The sequence below is a fragment of the Sulfidibacter corallicola genome (assembly GCF_017498545.1).
In the GTDB taxonomy this organism is placed as follows: Bacteria; Acidobacteriota; Holophagae; order Acanthopleuribacterales; family Acanthopleuribacteraceae; genus Sulfidibacter; species Sulfidibacter corallicola.
Genome location: NZ_CP071793.1, coordinates 4835341 through 4853823, shown reverse-complemented (window position 1 = coordinate 4853823; position 18483 = coordinate 4835341). Strand labels below are relative to the sequence as shown.

Sequence of the window (18483 nt, the reverse complement as noted above, 5' to 3'; positions counted from 1 at the left end):
ATGCACGAAATGACTTTGCTCAAAGATGTCGTCCAGAAAATCATGCAGGTGGCGGAGGTCAACGAGGCCGTCGCCGTCACCGAAGTTCGCCTCCAACTGGGTGCCCTGGCCCATATTTCCGCGGACCACTTGCGCGAACATTTCGAACAGGCGGTGGCCGGCTCCCTGATCGAGGGGGCCGCCCTGATCATCGAAGAACTGACCGATGCCGAGCATCCCGAAGCCCAGGAAATCGTGTTGCGGGATGTACAAGTCGCGGTGGCGTCATGAGTGCACGGTATCGCATCCTGCTTGGTGGCGCGGTTCAGGGGGTGGGGTTTCGCCCCTTCGTCTATCGAACGGCCACCTCACTGAATTTGAAGGGTTTTGTCGCCAATACCTCGGCCGGCCTGGCGATCGAGATCGAGGGTGAAGAACGGCGGTTGCGGCATTTTCTGGATCGGCTGAAGCGCCAAAAGCCACCGATCGCCCGGGTGGACCGGCAGACGGTGGAATCCATTCCCGCCACGGGAGACACCACCTTCGCGATCGATCGCAGTCAAACCAGTGACGACCACCGGGCCCTGGTGCTGCCCGACCTGGCCATGTGCCGTGCCTGTCGCGATGAGCTGTTCGAAATCGGCAACCGGCGCTACCGCTATCCCTTTACCAGTTGCATGCACTGCGGTCCCCGCTACAGCATCGTCACCGGGCTTCCCTACGATCGCGAACGCACCACCATGGTGGATTTCCCGATGTGCGGGGACTGTTCGGCGGAGTTCCACGACCCCGACGACCGCCGTTTCCACGCCCAGCCCATCGCCTGTCCCACCTGTGGACCCAGTCTCTGGGCGGTGGATGGAGAGGGCGCCTTTCTGGCCAACGGGAACGAGGCGCTGCGCATTGGTGTCGATGCCTTGCGCAAAGGCCGTATCCTCGCCTTGAAGGGGCTCGGTGGGTTTCAGTTGATCTGTCGTGCCGATTTGCCTGCGACGGTCACCCGGTTGCGCGAGGGGAAACGGCGGCCGACGAAACCGCTGGCCCTCATGTGTCGCGATGTCCACCAGGCTTCCGAAATCTGCCGGGTTTCCCCAAGCGCGCGCGAGGCTTTGGAGAGCTGGCGCGCACCCATCCTGTTGCTGCCCAAGAGATCCATCGCCTCGCTGCGCGTCGCCGCCGAGGTGGCCCCCACCAGTTCCCGACTCGGCGTCATGTTGCCCAACACGCCTTTGCACCATCTGCTCCTGACCGATATGGGTATGCCGCTCGTGGTGACCAGCGGCAACGTCAGCGACGAACCGTTGTGCTACCAAAACCGAGAGATCCTGTCCCGCTTGACCGGCGTGGCGGATGTCTTTCTGCTGCACGATCGCCGCATCGCCAACCCGGTCGACGATTCGGTGGTGATCGTCGACAACGATCACGACATGGTACTGCGGCGCGCACGAGGATATACTCCCATGCCGTTGCCGGGTCCCGAAGGGCTCGACGGGCTGGCTTTTGGCGGCGACCTGAAAAATGCCGGTGCCGTGGTCCGGCATGGCGAGATTTTTCTTTTGCCGCATCAGGGTGACATGGCCGGATCGGAAAATCAGGCGCTGTTCCAGGCCAATCTCGACCGATTCGAGATGTTCGCGACAAAACCGAAAGCCCTGGCGCTGCACGATTGCCACCCGGATTACCACACCACCCGCATGGCGCAATCGTTCGGCGTGCTCTGTCTGCCCCTACAGCACCACCGCGCTCACGCAATGGCGTGTCTCGCCGACAACGAGCTCGAACCCCCCGTCCTGGCGGTGGTTTGGGATGGTGCCGGCTATGGCGACGACGGCACCATCTGGGGTGGTGAATTCTTCCACGTGTCGTCGAAATCGATCGAACGGGTGGCCCACCTGCGCCATTTCCCGCTGCCCGGGGGTGACAAGGCGGCGCTGGAACCGAGGCGCGCCGCCTTGGGGCTGTTGCACGAATGCCTTGGCGACGATGCCTTCGAGATCGTGGGCCTGAAACCTCTCGCCGCCTTCGACGGCGACGCCTTGGCCGTTTTGCGGTCCATGCTCTGGCGCCGGATTCGCTGTCCGATCACCTCCTCGATCGGGCGCTTGTTCGACGCGGTATCGGCGCTCTGCGGGCTGTGCATGATCAACGGTCACGAGGGCATGGCCGCCTCCCTGCTGGAATCGAAAGTTGCCGGGGATGGGGGCTGCCGACCCTATGCCTTCACCCTGGTGTGTGATGGTGGCCGGCCGTTCGTCCTCGATTGGGAACCCATGCTGCTCGGCATCCTGGAGGACTTGACCCAGGGGATGCCGGTTTCCGAGATCGCCGCGCGCTTCCACGTCACCCTTGCCGTGATGGTCCTGCGGGTCGCCGAAACGATCGGGATCGAGCGCGTCCTGCTCTCCGGCGGTTGTTTTCAGAATGCGACCCTGTGTCGGTTGATTCGCGACCAGCTCGAGCCCGCCGGATTTCGGGTCTTCGGCCACCGCCGTGTTCCACCCAACGACGGAGGGCTGGCCTACGGTCAAGCCTGGTTGGCGGCCAGGCAGGGAGGTGGCTCGTGTGTCTAGCGATTCCCGGCCGCATCACGTCCATCTGCGATCCGGATCCCCTGACCCGAACGGGCAAGGTCCGTTTCGGCGGTATCTGCAAAGACATCAACCTCGCCCTGGTTCCAGAAGCCTTGGAGGGCGATTTCGTGCTGGTTCACGCCGGCTTCGCCATTGCCCGAATCGATGAGCACCAAGCCGCCCGAACCTTCGACTTGTTGCGGGAGCTGCCGTGAAATACCAAAGTGAATTCCGAGATGCGAAGGCCATGCGCCGGCAGGTGGCGGCCATCCACGATCTCGTCACGGGGCCATGGACCTTGATGGAGATCTGTGGCGGGCAGACCCACGCCATCATGAGGTACGGCCTCGATCGCCTGCTGCCGAGTGAGGTGACCCTGATCCACGGGCCCGGCTGCCCGGTATGCGTGACACCGCTGGAAACCATCGACCGGGCCCTGGCAATCGCCGCCCGGCCGGAGGTGATCTTTTGCTCGTTCGGCGACATGGCGCGCGTGCCGGGCTCGCGCAAGGACCTGCTGACCGTCAAGGCGGAAGGTGCCGACGTGCGCCTGGTCTACTCGCCGCTGGATGCGCTCGAACTGGCCAAACGGCACCCCGATCGCGAAGTGGTCTTTTTGGCGGTGGGTTTCGAGACGACCGCACCCACCACGGCGATGGCCGTGCGCCAAGCCGCCAAGTTGGGTTTGGTCAACTTCTCCCTCGTTTGCGCCCACGTGCTGGTACCGCCGGCGATGCGGGCCCTGCTTTCCAGTCGGGACCATCCGATACAGGGCTTTCTCGCCGCGGGTCACGTCTGTACGGTGACCGGTTATGCCGAATATTACCCGCTCGCCGAACGGTTCGACGTGCCCATCGTCGTGACCGGATTCGAACCGCTGGACATTTTGCAGGGCGTCTACCTGTGTCTTCGCGAGTTGGAGTCCGGCCGATCGGCGGTGGTCAACCAGTACAGCCGCGCGGTTCGTGAGGACGGCAACCAAACCGCGCGGGCCCTGATCCACGGCGTGTTTCGGCCCGTCGATCGAAAGTGGCGCGGCATGGGGACCCTCCCCTCGAGCGGTCTGGCGCTGAACGACGGCTACGCGGCCTTCGACGCCGTCCAAAAATTCGCGATGGCGGACCTCGTGACCGAGGAATCCGAAACCTGCATCAGTGGCGAGATTTTGCGGGGCCGCAAGAAACCCTGCGATTGCCCGGCGTTTGCGACGGCTTGCAATCCCGATCATCCTCTCGGCGCAACCATGGTTTCCAATGAAGGAGCCTGCTCCGCCTATTTCCGCTACCGAGTCCCGCATCAAATCGAGGAGGCATGACATGGCCGAACACATCGCTCCGGGAGGATTTTCCTGTCCGGTACCACAACCGCCCGGAGATCGCGTTCTGCTGTCCCACGGTGGTGGCGGGCGCCACATGCAGCACCTGCTGAAGGAGGTCTTTTTCAAGCACTTCGATCATCCGTTATTGGCGGAGCGCGGAGATTCGGCCGTTTTCCCGAGCATGACCGATGGCTCCTTGGCGATGACCACCGACAGCTACGTCATCAAGCCGTTGTTCTTCCCCGGTGGCGATATCGGCTCCCTGGCCGTGCACGGAACGGTCAACGACCTGGCCGTGTGCGGGGCCAGACCTCGATATCTCTCGGCCGGGTTCATCATCGAAGAGGGTTTTCCGATGGCCGATCTGGTGCGCATCGTGGACTCGATGCGACATGCGGCCGACGAGGTCGGAGCCGCGATCGTCACGGGCGACACCAAGGTCGTGGATCGCGGCTCGGGAGACGGCCTGTTCGTCAACGTGACCGGCATTGGCGAGGTCGTGGTCGACCCGGCGCCCGCCCCGTCCCACATTCGCCCCGGTGACCGCGTGCTGCTGAGTGGCGACCTCGGCCGTCACGGGATCGCGGTGATGGCGGTGCGCGAGGGATTGTCCTTCGACACCGAGTTGTGTAGCGATTCGGGCCCGATATGGCCCACCGTCGAAGCCATGTTGCGCGAAGGGATCCGGCCCCACTGCATGCGTGACCTGACGCGGGGCGGACTGGGCGCGGCCTTGGCCGAGCTCGCGGAAACGACCGGGCTGGACATCGAGTTGGATGAGGCCGGCTTGCCGGTTTGCGAAGCGGTCGAGGGAGCTTGCGAGGTCTTGGGTCTCGATCCGATGTTCATCGCCAACGAGGGACGATTCGTCGCGTTCGTCGCCCCGGACCAGGTTGCGGACGCGTTGGCCGTGATGGCGGAGGCGCACGGCGATGCGGCGGTGATCGGCGAGGTGCACGAGGGGGCGGGCCGCGTGCGGATCGTGCAGGCGACGGGCCTGGCGCGGATGTTGTTGGTTCCGACGGGCACGCAACTCCCCCGCATTTGTTGATGGATTCCGGCTGAACCGAATCGCTTCAAGTTGGGGTATTGGGCTTCGCCCTTTCGACTTGGTACATCCAAAGGCTTCCGGCGTTTCGGTGGATCCACCAAGGCCGGGCCCGGATTCTCTCTTTTCCGCTGGGCTCCTCGTCCGGGAAAGTTCTGCCATCTGGGCTTTGGTGCGTCGCTCTTCGACTGTTCGCTCGGTCGATCCCGAATCGCTACCACACGTCGGCCTGGCATCCTGGGCGGGCCAGGCACCTTCAGCGACGACGCCTCCCTTTTCCTTGCGGGCACTTCGGACCCGGTTCGCTTCGACGAGTTTCCCGATGTGCCTCGATGCGTCCACTGTCGGCTCTTTGTGTGGAATTCCCGAACCAGGCTCGCAATTCGGGTTACACTTAAGATGACCCGCGAAATCCGTCAAATAAATTGATCCACGGAGTTTACCTTGATTTCCCGCAATCTCGGGTTGTTTACGCGTACCTATTCCATCATGAAACGGTACCGGCAGATTCTGACGGTTCTGCTGAAGTACGGCTTCGAAGACCTGATCGACGGCATGCGGGTCGAGAGCTACCTGGAGAGCGGTTGGCGGCTGTTTACCAAAAAGCCGTTCCGGGCCCATCACGATCTTTCGCGGGCCGCGAGAATCCGTCTGGTTCTAGAGGAATTGGGTCCCACATTCGTCAAGATGGGGCAGGCCCTCTCCACTCGTAGCGACATCTTGCCCCACGATGTGTTGGAGGAGTTGAGCAAGCTCCAGGATCGGGTCCCGCCGTTCTCGGCCGAGAAGGCCAAACTCATTTTGGAACAGGAATTGGGCAAACCCTGCGATCGGGTGTTCTCGAAGTTCCAGGACGAACCCTTGGCCGCCGGTTCGATCGGTCAGGTGCACTACGCGGTATTGGGCATCGACCAGGAAGTGGCCATCAAGATCCAGCGGCCCGGCATCCACAAGTTGATCGAAGTGGACATCCAGATCATGCACCACATGGCCACCCTGATGGAGCGCCATCTGGAACTGGGGCAGATCCACCAGCCGACCCGCGTCGTCGAGGAATTCGCGCGTACCCTGGACCACGAGCTCGACTACAGTGTCGAAGCCTCCAACCTCGAACGCTTTACGCGCCAATTCGAGGAGGTGCCCGAGGTCTACGTCCCGAAGGTGTACCGCGAGGTTTCCAGCCACCGCGTTTTGGTGATCGAATTCGTTCGCGGAATCAAGCCCACCCGCCGCGAGGCCTTGCTGCAAAGTGGACTGCGGCCCAAGGTGATCGCCCGCAAGGGAGCCGACCTGATCATGTCGCAGATCTTCATTCACGGCTTCTTTCACGCCGATCCGCATCCGGGCAATGTGCTGGTGCTGGAGGGCGAGGTCATCTGTTACCTGGATTTCGGCATGATGGGCCGGCTGGACCGGCAGAGCCGCGAGCGTTTCGCCGATCTCTTTCTGGCCGTGGTTCAGGCCGATTCGGTCAAGGCCGCCGAAGTCCTGCTGAAACTCACCCAGAGTCACAAGCTGATCGATCGTTTGGCGTTGGAGCGCGAGATCGACGAATTGATCGACCATCACCTGTTCCGGTCCCTGAAGGATTTGGAGGTGGGTCCCCTGTTGCGCAGCGTGCTGGACCTCACCGTGAAATACCACCTCCGCATTCCCGCGCCCTATTTCCTGTTGCTGAAGGCCATCTCCCAAATGGAGGATCTGGGCCGCAACCTCGATCCCGACTTCAGCTTCAGCGAGCAGGCCGGACCCTACATTCGCCGCATACTCATGAATCGCTATCATCCGCGAAGGCTCGCCGCCGACCTGTGGGAAACCGGCTCCGACCTGATCTACCTGATGAAGGAAGTGCCCGGCGAGATGCGCGAGCTGCTCAAGCAGGTCAAGCAGGGTAAGGCCAAGATGGAGTTGGAACACCTGGGGCTCACCCCCCTGATCGAGACCTTGGAACGGGTGAGCAATCGGATTTCCTCGGCGATCGTGTTGGGTTCCCTGGTGATCGGTTCCTCGCTGATCCTGCATGCCAAGGTGCCGCCCCTCTGGCAGGACATCCCGGTCATCGGCCTCGCCGGATACCTGGTTTCGGCGGTCATGGGTTTCTCGATGCTGCGATCCATGTGGAAGGATCGCCACCGGCACTGACCCGGGTGTTTCGCGTGCCGGACCATTCTTCGTGAATTTTCCTGCAGCGTTTCTCCGGACCCCGCTGTCCTATGCCTTCGAATCCACAAACACGGCGCGCTCGTCGAGCGCAATCAGGAGGCATGAACATGATTTTCACCCATCGGACCCGAACTCACGCCGGGATCTTCGGCACAACCGAACCCCTTCGCACCGTTCTTTTTCACGCGGCGGTTTTCTTCTTTCTCATGAGCGGTGCGTCCGCCCTCGCCCGCAACGGGGAAACGCGGACCTTCGACATTTCCGGCGAACCGTCGCTCACGCTTGAAAACGTCGCCGGCGACATCTTGGTGGAGCGCGGTTCGGTCGATCAGATCGTCGTCAACTACGTCATCCAGAACGAGGACATCAAGGTCGAATTCGACCAGAAAGGCGATCGCGTCACGGTTCGCACCAAATACCCGCGCTGGGGCACCACCGAGGGCGGCGTCGATTTCCGGATCACCTTTCCCGCCAACGGGAAGCTTCGTGTCAAATCGGTGTCCGGCGACATCGAGGTCCAAGGAGTCGGTGGCTATCTGCGGCTTCAATCGGTCAGCGGCAGGGTGGAAGTCAGCGATGCCTTCGGGGACCTGCAACTGAACAGTGTCAGCGGCGACGTGATCATGAGCGGCATCGTCGACAGTACCGTGGACGCCGCCAGCGTCAGTGGCGACGTGGATTACCGCAATGGTGATCTCAGTGGTGACGATTACAATTTTTCCAGCACCTCCGGCAACGTCCGCATTCGTCACAATGCCAGTGCCTCCTACCATCTGTCCGGAAGCACGGTGAGCGGCAGCATCACCAATCGCGTCAGCGACTCGCTGCGCATCAAGGAACACGAATTCACCAGCATGCAGAGCATCGACGGCAGTGTCAACGGCAACGGTACGTCCATCGACGTCAGCACCGTGAGTGGCAACATCTACCTCGAAAAAGATTGAGCTCTCCATTCGAAAGCGCGCCGGGACCCCGTGGATCGGCACAACAAAAAAGGCGAAGCCGTCGCGTCACGACCGCTTCGCCTTTTTGATGTTCGGGTTGATCGGGCTCTTCCCGCCGGAAGCGGGCTCGAATGGGCTCAGGGGTGGAGGCCGGAAGCGAGCGTTCCCGTGTCGGGCCGTGGGGCGCAGGTTCCATCGGTGTTGATGTAGAGGAAATCCAACACGTCGACCACCCCGTTGTCGTTGGGGTCGTTGGACGAGGTGTTCCGCCAGGTATCGGCCAAAAACCACAGATCCGCTTCGGTGTTGCAACCGTCGCCGTTCAGGTCCTGGTTGACGTCAGGGAATTGCGGGATGAGGACCGACACCGATTCGGTGAGCTGGCCCATGTTGCTGGTGTTGGCGATGAACTGCAGCGTGCCGGACACGGACACCTGATCGCCCACCGAAATGGGGTTGGTGTCCTGGGCCAGGAGGTTGCCGTCATAGCGCCACTCCATCGAGGTCACGTCCGCGCTGCAGGGAATCTGAGCGGTGAATTGAACCGGGGTCAGGCCGATGGCGGTCGAACCGGGCGTGATGTGAAGCGGGTCGTTGCCGGTAACCAGCACGCTGGCGCTACCGCTGGCCTGACCATCGCAAACGCTGTCGGAAAAGGTGGTTACGGTGTAAGTGGTGCTCTCGTTGGGGGTCACCGTTCGCTGGGCGGGCGAGGTGGTGACCCCATTCTGGATGTGCCCGTCGGACCAGGTCAGGTCCCACGGCGGAGTGCCCGTCAGGGTGACGGTCAAGGTGGTGGACTGGCCTTGGCAGAGGGTTTCGCCACCGCTCAAGGTCGCGGTCGGGGCACAGATGAAGGTGGGAATCAGGACGCGGGAACTGAAGGGCGCCAGTTGAAAGGAGCCCGCCACCTGGTTGCCGTCCAGATCTTCGTAGACCGAGCCGCCGAGCGAAATCGTCTGGGTTTGTTTGGTTTCGTTGGTGAACAGTTCGGCCAGGGGATCCTCGCCCGGTTCCAGGGTGAAATCGTTGACCACCGAGTTGGTGTCCATGCCGCTGAGTCCGCGCCAGCCGTCCAGGGTGAAGACCTGGAAACTCACCAAAATGTTCTGATCTTCGAAGGGGTTGAAGAAGTAGTTGTTGTCCGACCCGAACAGCAGGTTCTCGTTGTCGGTGGAAATGGTGCGGGCCGAGGCGTTTTGGCCGTAGAAGACGTTGCCCGTCACCGGGCCGACATTGGTGTCGTTGAGCGCCAGGAACAGTTGGCCGCGCTGCATGGTGCCGGTGTTGTTGTTGAACAGCACGTTGTTGGTGACACTCCCGCTCGAGTTCTGGAAGATGATGCCGTCGATGGTGGAGCCTGCCACGGTGTTGCCGCTGATCGTCACGTTCGCCGACCAGAAATCGATGTAGAGGCCGATGCCGAAAAGCGGTCGGAAGAAGTCCTCGGTACCGTCGGTATTGCCGATGGTATCGGTAATGATGTTGTTCATGATGGTCAGGTCGCGTGCGGGCGAGGTGCTCAGCGGGCTTTGCCCGAAGCTGCGGATCGCGCCGCAATCGCCTTTCGAAATGCAGGCTTGGCGAATGATGTTCTCGCGAATGGTGTTGCCGGTGCCGAAATTGTCGAAACCGCAGTATCCGGTGCGCTCCACCAGGTTGTATTGGAAGGTGTTGCCGAATCCGGAAAGGGTCGGGTTGTCGATCTTGATGCGGATCCCGTCGCCGAATTCGGTACAGAAGCCTTGCGAACCGTCGCCGCAGCCCATGCCGGAGGCGCCCAGGTTGGCGATCAGGCCGATATCGGCGACGACGTTGTCGGTAAAGGTGGAGTCGGTGCTGTAGGTGTTGATGCCCATGTGGTTGGCGCGGCGAATCACGTTGTTCTCGATCTGCTGATCGCGACCACCACGCCAACCCTGGCGGTCGGGATCGTTCCAGATCCAGGTGGCCAGGTTCAACCCGATCGAATCCACGTCCTCGATGCGGCAGTTGCGGATGATCAGGTTGTGGTTGTCGGTCAGCTCGAGGTTGGTGGGCGTGGTGATGCCGTGTTGGTACCAGCGGGTGACGGCCAGGTTGTCGATGGTGACGAAACCGATTTCCTCGCGCAGGTGATTGCCCAGTACGATGCCGCCCCAGTCGTTGGCGTTGGCCAACTGTACGGCCGAGCCTTCGATCCCGGTGGGCAGGCCGTCGGCGTGGTAGAGGTAGACCCGGTTGGTGGCTTCGTCCCAGAACCACTCGCCTTCCTGGTCCAGGGTCGACAGGTGATTGGTGAGGAAATAACCCCAGCCCTGGCAGTCGCCGGCCCAGCAGTCGGTGCCGCTCGCCAGGTTGATCGTGGTTCCCGAGTTGGAGGAAACCTGGCGATTGGTGATCGACCAGCGGATCGCCTTGATGTGGGCCCAGGCCCCACTCCAGTCGATGCCGCCGGGGAGTTCGTTGTCGACGATGCTGGTGTTGTTGGGGGCGTCGTCGATGGTCGAGTAGCCGCCGTCGCCGGCGTCGATATTGGGCCAGCGGCCGAACGGCAGGCGGCTGTTCCCTTGGAACAGTTGATTCAATCCGTTGGGGAAGAGGCCGCTGTTCTGGCCGGCGCCCAGATCCGCCACGCGAATGTTGCCGGAATGGGTCGACCAGCCGGACACGGGCTGGGCCCCGGAAAGATTGGGCATGTCGGCGCAGTCGGCGGTGGGATAGGAGCCGTAGAGAATCGGCGAGCCGTTGCTTCCGGATTGCGTGATTTCCAGGGTGGTGCCGCGCCAGGTGTCGCCACAGCGAAACAAGACCTGATCGCCGGGCTGGAGGGTCAAGCCGTTGACGTGTTCGATGGTGGCGAAGGGTGTTTGTTCCGAGGTTCCGTTGTTGCTGTCGTTGCCTTGAGAGCTGGACACATAATAGGTTACGGCACGGCAGTCGGGGTTCGCGACAAAGAGCGCGGCGGCCGTGAGGACGACAAAAACCGATGTCGGCAGTTTGGCAGTGTGCATCCTGAGATCTCCCATAAAATATTGAGCTCGTTGCGGTTGGCTTGGGGCGCAACCGCGTTCGGACGAATCGCGAGCGATTTGGCCATAGGGATGAGAAGGGAGCCTCATTTTAGCACCGAATCCCGCGGCACACCGGTGCGGTCGGCGTGAGATCCATCGGCTTTCGGGAAGAGTGTGATGTGGCGCGGATGGAATGTACCCGAGCGGTCGTGGTGCCGAAGTCGCAGACACAGAGGCGTCGGCGGACCGGGCCTGGGTCTCAGGTTTGGAAACTAATCGAAGCGAATCGCTAGGGAGTTCCCGCATTTGCGAGAGAGGCGTGTGCCGGGTAGGTGCCGGGCCCACCCAGGGCGCTGGGCCGACTTGTCGAAGTGACCGAAGTCAGGACGTTGCACGATCGCCAAGAGCGGAGCCAAAGGTCCCGCTGAACGACTACGGTCGAAGAGCCCGCCTGCTCGTAAGCGACGCAAGGCCTGTAGGTTGAGCAGGGCCGGTATGGCAGCTTGCCTTACCGGCCCTGCTCCACCAATCGAAGCGACCCAGCATGGAGAGAAATCGATCATCGAGAGATCTATAGGCCCGACTTATTTGCTTCGCTCTTTTACCACTTGATCTTGCGAAGCCTGGGTCGCTTCGACAAGTCGGCCGGGCCGGCCAACCTACTACCGCGCCGCCCCTCAAAGCCTGCGGGAACTCCTCGCACGGATCACTTCGAAAAGGGATGAACCCTTCGAAGCGAAAGTGTGCCCATCCAGCCGAGGCATCCGGGAGTCGGTGGATGCTTCGCACTGGATGGGCACCCACCCGCTAGCGGATGATCACGCGATCCGTGGCGCTACGGCCAAAGGTTTCCGGCGCGTACATTTCCTCGGCCTTTGCAGGGGGAACCACGAACGAGCCCGGCGTCGTGGCCCGAGCCAGGTAGCTGTACTCGTGCACGCCGCCCCAGAGATAGGTGGTGAAGGCTTCGGTCCGCTCGTCGCGCAAATTTTGATGGCGGTACCAGGTCCAGTACCAACCGGGTCGTTTGGCACCCGTATCCACCGCGTTGGTAACCGCCAGCGACGGATTCAGCGATTCCAAACCGGCCGGCAAGGGATCGACCAACGCCACGTGGTAGCGCCGCGCCGGCGCGACCATTTCCAGGAACACCCGAACCTTGGCGCCGCGCTTGATCGTCCAGGATCCGTCGGCTTGGCGCACCACGTCGCCCGGGTCGTCCACGGCCTCGTAGCGGCGCTTGACGTAGAACCCGCGATCCAGCGGCTTCAGGTTCAAATCGCGCGGAGCGTAGTTCATGCCCAAACGGTAGTAGAGCCGCCCGGCCCCCTGCTTGTCGACGATCAGGTCGGCGCTGTCGCCGGTTTGTTCCGTCAGCCACGCCATGGGGATGTCCACCTGGTGGCGCTCCGCGGAGCGACCGCGGTATGCGTGTTCCCCGGCGAAGGCCTCGCCCAACCACACGCGCGCGACGAAATCGGGCGTCGTCGCTTCGTAGGTGTCGAAGTAGCGTTTGATCGCCAGCAACACGAAGGCGTTTTCCTGGGTGTTGGTCCAGCGGCCCTTGGTTCGGTGGCCCAACAGGCCGGCCACCACCTTGGGAATCAAGGGGTTGTCTCGTTGTGCCCCGATCAGGCCTTCCAGGATGACCGCATCGGTACGCCGCGAACTGTGAAGGATCAGGTAGGCGTCGTCGCCGTAATGATCGGTGAATTGAGCCGTGGCGGCGGTCTCGTCCGCACGGTTGTTGAAGTGGCGCAGCAGTTTGCGGGCGGACTCGCTTTGCGGTTTGTAGACCGAGAGCAACCAGCCCAGGCCTTCCATGGGCGCGTCTTCGATCGGCATCATCGCGAGCACCTTGTCGGCGTGTCTCGGTTGGGGATCACCGTTCAGGGCGCGTACGTAGAGCGCATAGGCCTTGACCATGAACCGCGATCGTTTGCTCCAATCCCTCGGGAAGTTGTCCCGCTCGAACTGACGCAGGTAGCGTTGGCAGTTGTCGAGCACTCGATCCGGCACGGTCACGTCGTGCTGACGCGCGCGGATCAAGGCGTGGGCCACGTGGATGCTGAGGTACGGCCAAGATTTTTCGCCGCGCCGCCAGAATCCGAAGCCACCGTCGCCGTTCTGCGTTTGGCTCAGCGCTTCCACGTCCTTCTCGACCACCGCGCGCAGCTTGTCCGGATCCAAATCGGCGCCGAACTCGCGCAGCACTTTTTCCAGGGTCACGATACCCATGATCCGCGAGGCACGCTGCTCCGCGCAATCGTAGGGGTAGTTGGTCAGGTAGAGGACCGCGTCGGTCAGGGTGTGGAGGGCCGTGCTGGTGGTGGAGACCTCCAGGCCGCCGAATTGCGGGAACACGTCGTCCGGGACCGCGACCGGTTGGGCGATGGCGCCGGATTCGTCGATTTCTCCGTAGACCGCGAAGGCTTCCGAGGTGGCCGGCGTCCACACCGGTACTTCGATCATGGCGGCGTCGGCCGCTTTACCCGAAACCGCCGCGATGCGGAAACGGGCCTTGCCGGCGAGGTCCGTCTTGGCGGGGAGCAGGACCTCGACCCGGTCCTTGGCGGGCACGACCACACGACGCCCCAAACCTGCGGTGAAGGTGGCGTTGGCGGCTTCGGCGGCCACCCGCACTTCCAAATCGCGATCGGATTGGTTTTGGACGACCACGGGCAGCTCGAAGCGATCGCCGAAGTTCAGGAAGCGCGGTGCCGAAGGTCGCACCATCAACGGCATTCTCGCCGTCAGGTTCGATTCGCCGATGCCGTATCGCTCGGCTTCCTTCACCGCGACCGCCATGATGCGGTACCGGGTGAGGTTGTCGGGCATGTCGATGGTCACCGTGGCTTTGCCGGCGCCATCGGTTTTCACATCCGGAAAGTAGGCGGCCAAGGGCGAGAAGTTGCTGCGAACCGCGATCGGTTGCGATTCCGCTTCCCCTTCCGCGATATCGTCTAAAGCCCTGTTACGTGCTGCCATCTTCATTTTCGGCGAAGCCATGGCCGGTGCGGCGGGTGCGATCGATCCCTCCAAGGCCTTGACTTCGTTCATTTTCACGGACAGGGCTTCGTTCGATTCCATCAATTCCATTTTGGGTTGGGCCTCGGCCTGCTGCTTGGCCAGTTCGGTGGGATCGGCCAAGACGATCCAGCCCCGGTTATGGCTGTTCAGCATGTTGGCGACCAAGGCTCTGTAGAACGAGTGCAGCGGGTTGGCGAGGCGGTAGCCGGAAAGTGCCAGGATGGCTTCGTCGACGACGAAGACCGCGACCTCGCTGCCGGCCACCGGTTTGTTGTCGCGATCGGTGACGGTCAGGCTGAGGGTGGTGGATTCACCCGGTTGAAGTTCCGGCGACTCCGGATCCAACGCCACCTTCAGTTCGTGATAGGCGGCGGGCACGTCCAGGTTCAGGGACCCACTGGCGAACGCCGGTCGTGGCGGCAGTTTGGGATCCGGTTCACCCGATGCGTCGAGGCGCTGATTGGCTCCGGTCAGGTCCACCTGAATCGTGACCTGGGGAATGTGCGCGACCTCGATGGGCACGTCCAGCGTGATCGAGGGGGTCTTCAACTCGAAGCTGCGGTGATCGACGATCCCGCCGTGGCGGACCGTCATGACGCCGTGCGCGGGGAAGAAGGGCGCCTGCACCAGAATGCTGGCCTTTTCCCCGGGCTTGAAGGTTTTCTTGCTGGGAATCAGTGTCAGGCTTTCCTGCTCCACCTTGTCGATCGGTTTGGCCCGGCCACCGGAAACCCAGCGCGTCATGCGGGTTTCGTTGCGGCGGCCCGCGTCGTCGCGAACCTCCGCGCGAACTCGGTAGGTTCCGCCTTCCTTCGTCTCGAAGCGGAAGCCGACCGGTTTGTCGTCGCTCTGAAGTTGGAATTCCTGGGGGTCGACCTCGATCTCGGTCCAGGTTCCGGCCACTCGCTTCCACTTGGTGCGGTGCACGAAAATGTCGATGGTCTTGCCCTTGACCGGCTTGCCGTCGAGATCGACCGCGATCGCTTCGACGAAAAAGGGCGTGCCCTTCTCCACGAAGTAGCGTTCGCTTTGGAGACCGACGTAGAGCGAGCCGGCGTGGACCAACAGGCTGCCGTTGGCGCTCCACTGCTGGGCGTTGACGTCGGTGACGGATGCGGCCAGGGAAATTGCCGTGGGTCGCCCGCTGTTCGCGTCGCGAAAGGCCAGGTGCATGCTGTGCTCACCGGAGCTGTTGGTGATGCCGTTGTGGTGCAGATAGCGATCCGGTTGATTGTGGTTCCCTGAATGGACCCACCAAGGTGTCCAAAAACCGAAGGTGAATTGGGACCAATTTGGCGGTGTGAAGTGGGTCGCCCGCGCTTCGACCCGCCACGACACGGGCGCGTTGGGCAGCGAGCCGCCCGCGTAGTAGTTGGCTCGGACCGTGGCTTCGGTGGCACCGCCGGCGAAATGAGGCCCCGGATCGGTGGTCATCGACACCTCGAATTCCGGGCGCCGGAACTCCTGGATTTGGAACCCGTGCTGGGTGGCGTTCACCCCGGGGAAATCCGCCAGCGTGTCTTTGGTGCGAAACATGACCCTGGCCGGGCCCAGGTTGGCGTCGTCGGGAATCGGAATCTCGAGGTGGAATCCCCCCGATTTGCCGACGTCGAGATCGCCTTCGAGAAACTTGTTACCACGCGCGTCCAAGAGATGGTAATCGAGGCGGAACGGCTTGCCCGGCATGGCCAGGCGCCCGTCGCGACCGCCGGTGAATCCCCGGATCCAACCCTTGATTCGCACCTTTTCCCCGGGTTTGTACATGCCGCGGTCGTTGAAGATGTGCCACCGCAGGGTGCCCACCGGTTTGGAGGGGTTCCATTGGCCGCTGTTGCCCCAATGGTTCAGGTGCGGGACCAGAAAGGCGCTGTCCGTGCCCTTGCGCGCCAGCAGCAGTTGGCCGCCGCCGCTATCGATCATGTCGAGTTCGTGCAGGCCGTCGGCGTCGGTGTCGCCGCCCTGAACCTTCGCCGTGTGTCGATACAGTTCGAGCTGCACGCCCTTCAGCGGTGTGCCGTCTTTGAGGTGGGACGCCCAACCCAGGATCGATTGATCGTCGCTGAAGGCGTCGAGCCCGATATGGGTCGCCTGGACCCAGGTCATCATGCCGTAATGGTTGCCGTGGTTGGCGTCTTGACCGGGAAAGAGCTTGTCGGGCCGTACCTCGATGACCAGGTGGCCTTTCCCGTCGCCGAGCCACTTGCCGAGGTCCAGCATGATCTCGTGGAGTTCGTTCGGGGCGGCTTTCAGGTTCAGGGTCTTTTCGTAGACGGTCGAACCGGGAAAGGGCTTGCCGGCCGCGGGTCGGTGACGGTGTTGCAGGTATTCGCGGTATTTAGGCCAATCCACGACCGGATCCACCTTGGCGACCCGGATCTTGGCCGTCCTGTAATTGATGCTGTACATCGGCAGGCCGGGTTTGGCGTAGGGGTCGGGGATGTAGATCGTTTCCGCGGGCCAGAAGAATTGCGGGTAGGCCTGGCCCACCTTGAACTTCAGCTCTTCGGGTTCGGACATCGACTGGCCGTACACGTCGCGAATCTTTTGATGCAGGCGGACAGTGTAGACGGTGTCGGCCTTGGTGGCGCCGCTGATGGTGAGATAGGCGTTGTTGATCGAGACGTTCATGTCGGGAATCGCGGGTTCCACCGAGATCCAGTCATCCGCGTAGGCCGTTTCGTCCAGCGGGTTGCTGAACCGAATCGAAAAGGGGGTGAAGGGGCGGCATTCTCCCCAACCGCAGCGATGCTCGACGACCTTGAGCGCGCCGTAGGTTCGCAGGTTGTAGATGGTGGCGCCGTCGGCTTTCAGGGGGCCTTCCCGCGAGGGGGTGCCGGGACCCACGGTGACGGTCAAACGCGAATCGGCGGGAAGCAGGTCACGGCTGCGGAAGACGAGCACCTGATCTTTTTTGTGGTTGTCGACGAAGGCGGCGAGTGCGCTGTCGCCACGCCAATCCGCTTCCGCCACCAGTTCGAGGGCCTGGCCCTGTTTACCCTTGGCGACCCTGACGACCGGCAGCACCTTGGCCGGGTCGATGCGCTGATTGAACGCGACGGCCATGATCACGTCGCGAGGCTGACCGGTATGGGAATAGGGATGGAAGCCGACGGGCTTGACGGTCGGCGTACTGAAGCGCCATTGGACCGCTTTGCGGAGCTCGTTGCCGTTGGCGGAGGTGATCCCCGCCGGGACTCGGACCTTGAATTCGGTCGCCATCGGCATGCGGGCCTGGTCGCGGAAGACGAGGGTCTTGGGGCTTACCCAGCGCCAACGACCCTTGACGTGCGGTTCCATGGTGACGGGAATCTCGCTGTCGGCCAGGGTCTCGAGCGAGGTCAGGGGCACCATGGGCTGGGAGAAGGTGATGCTTATCTTGTCGGCGAGTCTCAAGTCGCCTTCCGGGCCGTAGCGCGTCACTTCGAGATCTTTTTGGGCGACGTCGGGTGCTCCTCGATCCGGGTCGGGCGGGGGAAAGGCGTGGGAAATGGTGGTTCCCGGGCGGGGTGCCGGTCGCGAGGGGTCGCGTTTGGCGAAATCGGTGGTCTCGGGGTCCCCGGTTCCCGGCGGTAAGGGTTCGAGGCGGGCCAGGATCTTTTTGGCCTCTTCGTCGGAGATGCGGGTGGCCTTGGCGGGAGGGGCCGTTTCGGAAGCCGGCGCGACGCCGGTCCCATCGCTGAGTTGAATGTCGATCACGGCGGGGTTGGCTCCTTGTGGGGTTGATGGCCGGGCGATCCCGACCGACTTTCGCGAGGATGTCCAGGGGGTGTGCATGACGCCGGCCAGGCTGAACAAGGCGACCAGGAAGGTGAGCGTTGCGGAAATCTTGATCGAACGCGCCAGATTCATGAGGCTTGCTCCTTATCGATGAATGTCGCGGTCCACGTGGTGCCCGTTCGGCACCGCGACACCGCGATGGGTTGGGAATTGGGCCCTGGGGATCCGAGATCGCAAGGCAGGTTTCAGGCCGGCCCCAAAAAAACCGAAAGTCGTTGGCAGCGCTCGGTGGGAGCGGGCCGCACCAGCGGCGATGGAGCTCCGTTGCGACTCCATCTACCTGACTCGATACCGCTTGTCCTGGACCTGGCGCCATGGGCGATGGGAGCGGCATCGAATCGCGGGATCCGCGTTTCCGGGCGAAGCGGCGATTTGGGGAGGACGAAAGACAAGGATGCTGAACGGTAGATTCTAGAATGTTTCTCCACCGAAAGACCAACGCTTTCGGTCATTTGGTGACGGTTGGGGAAATGTCTGCGACGCAGGCTCCCGGGGAAAAGCGGCTCCGTGCGGATGAGCGACCCGAGCGATTTGGGTGGATGCCGGACCGATCTCCGGACCGAAGGCGGCGGCACGGGCATTTTTTACGGTTTCTCCTATAATGGATGGAGTTTCCCAACCAACAGCCACACAATTCGGATCGGGCTTTGTTGACCCGGTT

General features: G+C 62.4%; 9 protein-coding genes. 7 read left to right on the top strand and 2 right to left on the bottom strand.

Features of this window, described 5'->3' with window-relative positions; all coding sequences use genetic code 11:
* The 7 genes from J3U87_RS14355 to J3U87_RS14325 all read left to right on the top strand — a co-directional run bounded on the left by J3U87_RS14355 (position 1) and on the right by J3U87_RS14325 (position 8022).
* Positions 1-270, top strand: a complete 270-nt coding sequence (locus tag J3U87_RS14355; protein ID WP_237383740.1) for a hydrogenase maturation nickel metallochaperone HypA — start codon at positions 1-3, stop codon at positions 268-270.
* Positions 267-2549, top strand: a complete 2283-nt coding sequence (gene hypF, locus J3U87_RS14350; RefSeq protein ID WP_237383739.1) for a carbamoyltransferase HypF — start codon at positions 267-269, stop codon at positions 2547-2549. The genes J3U87_RS14355 and hypF overlap by 4 nt, the downstream gene beginning before the upstream one ends.
* Positions 2540-2764, top strand: coding sequence for a HypC/HybG/HupF family hydrogenase formation chaperone (locus J3U87_RS14345; RefSeq protein ID WP_237383738.1), 225 nt, complete (start codon positions 2540-2542; stop codon positions 2762-2764). Before hypF ends, J3U87_RS14345 begins: the two co-directional genes overlap by 10 nt.
* Positions 2761-3864 carry a hydrogenase formation protein HypD gene (gene hypD, locus J3U87_RS14340; RefSeq protein ID WP_237383737.1) on the top strand — a complete coding sequence of 368 codons (1104 nt, stop codon included), beginning with the start codon at positions 2761-2763 and terminating at the stop codon, positions 3862-3864. The genes J3U87_RS14345 and hypD overlap by 4 nt, the downstream gene beginning before the upstream one ends.
* A gap of 1 nt (position 3865) precedes the next feature.
* On the top strand, positions 3866-4918 hold the full coding sequence (gene hypE / locus J3U87_RS14335; protein WP_237383736.1) for a hydrogenase expression/formation protein HypE: 1053 nt from the start codon (positions 3866-3868) through the stop codon (positions 4916-4918).
* Positions 4919-5359: 441 nt separating this feature from the next.
* On the top strand, positions 5360-7057 hold the full coding sequence (locus tag J3U87_RS14330; protein WP_237383735.1) for an ABC1 kinase family protein: 1698 nt from the start codon (positions 5360-5362) through the stop codon (positions 7055-7057).
* Between the two features lie 128 nt (positions 7058-7185).
* Positions 7186-8022: a DUF4097 family beta strand repeat-containing protein gene (locus tag J3U87_RS14325; protein WP_237383734.1), complete on the top strand. Its 837-nt coding sequence runs from the start codon at positions 7186-7188 to the stop codon at positions 8020-8022.
* Between the two features lie 137 nt (positions 8023-8159).
* Here the strand turns inward: J3U87_RS14325 and J3U87_RS14320 are convergent, their stop codons facing one another.
* Together J3U87_RS14320 and J3U87_RS14315 are read right to left on the bottom strand one after the other, a co-directional pair.
* Positions 8160-11015: a right-handed parallel beta-helix repeat-containing protein gene (locus J3U87_RS14320; protein ID WP_237383733.1), complete on the bottom strand. Its 2856-nt coding sequence runs from the start codon at positions 11013-11015 to the stop codon at positions 8160-8162.
* An 807-nt stretch (positions 11016-11822) separates the two neighbouring features.
* Complete coding sequence (locus J3U87_RS14315) at positions 11823-17894, bottom strand: Ig-like domain-containing alpha-2-macroglobulin family protein (protein WP_237383732.1); 6072 nt, start codon at positions 17892-17894, stop codon at positions 11823-11825.
* Between the last annotated feature and the right edge of the window lie 589 nt (positions 17895-18483).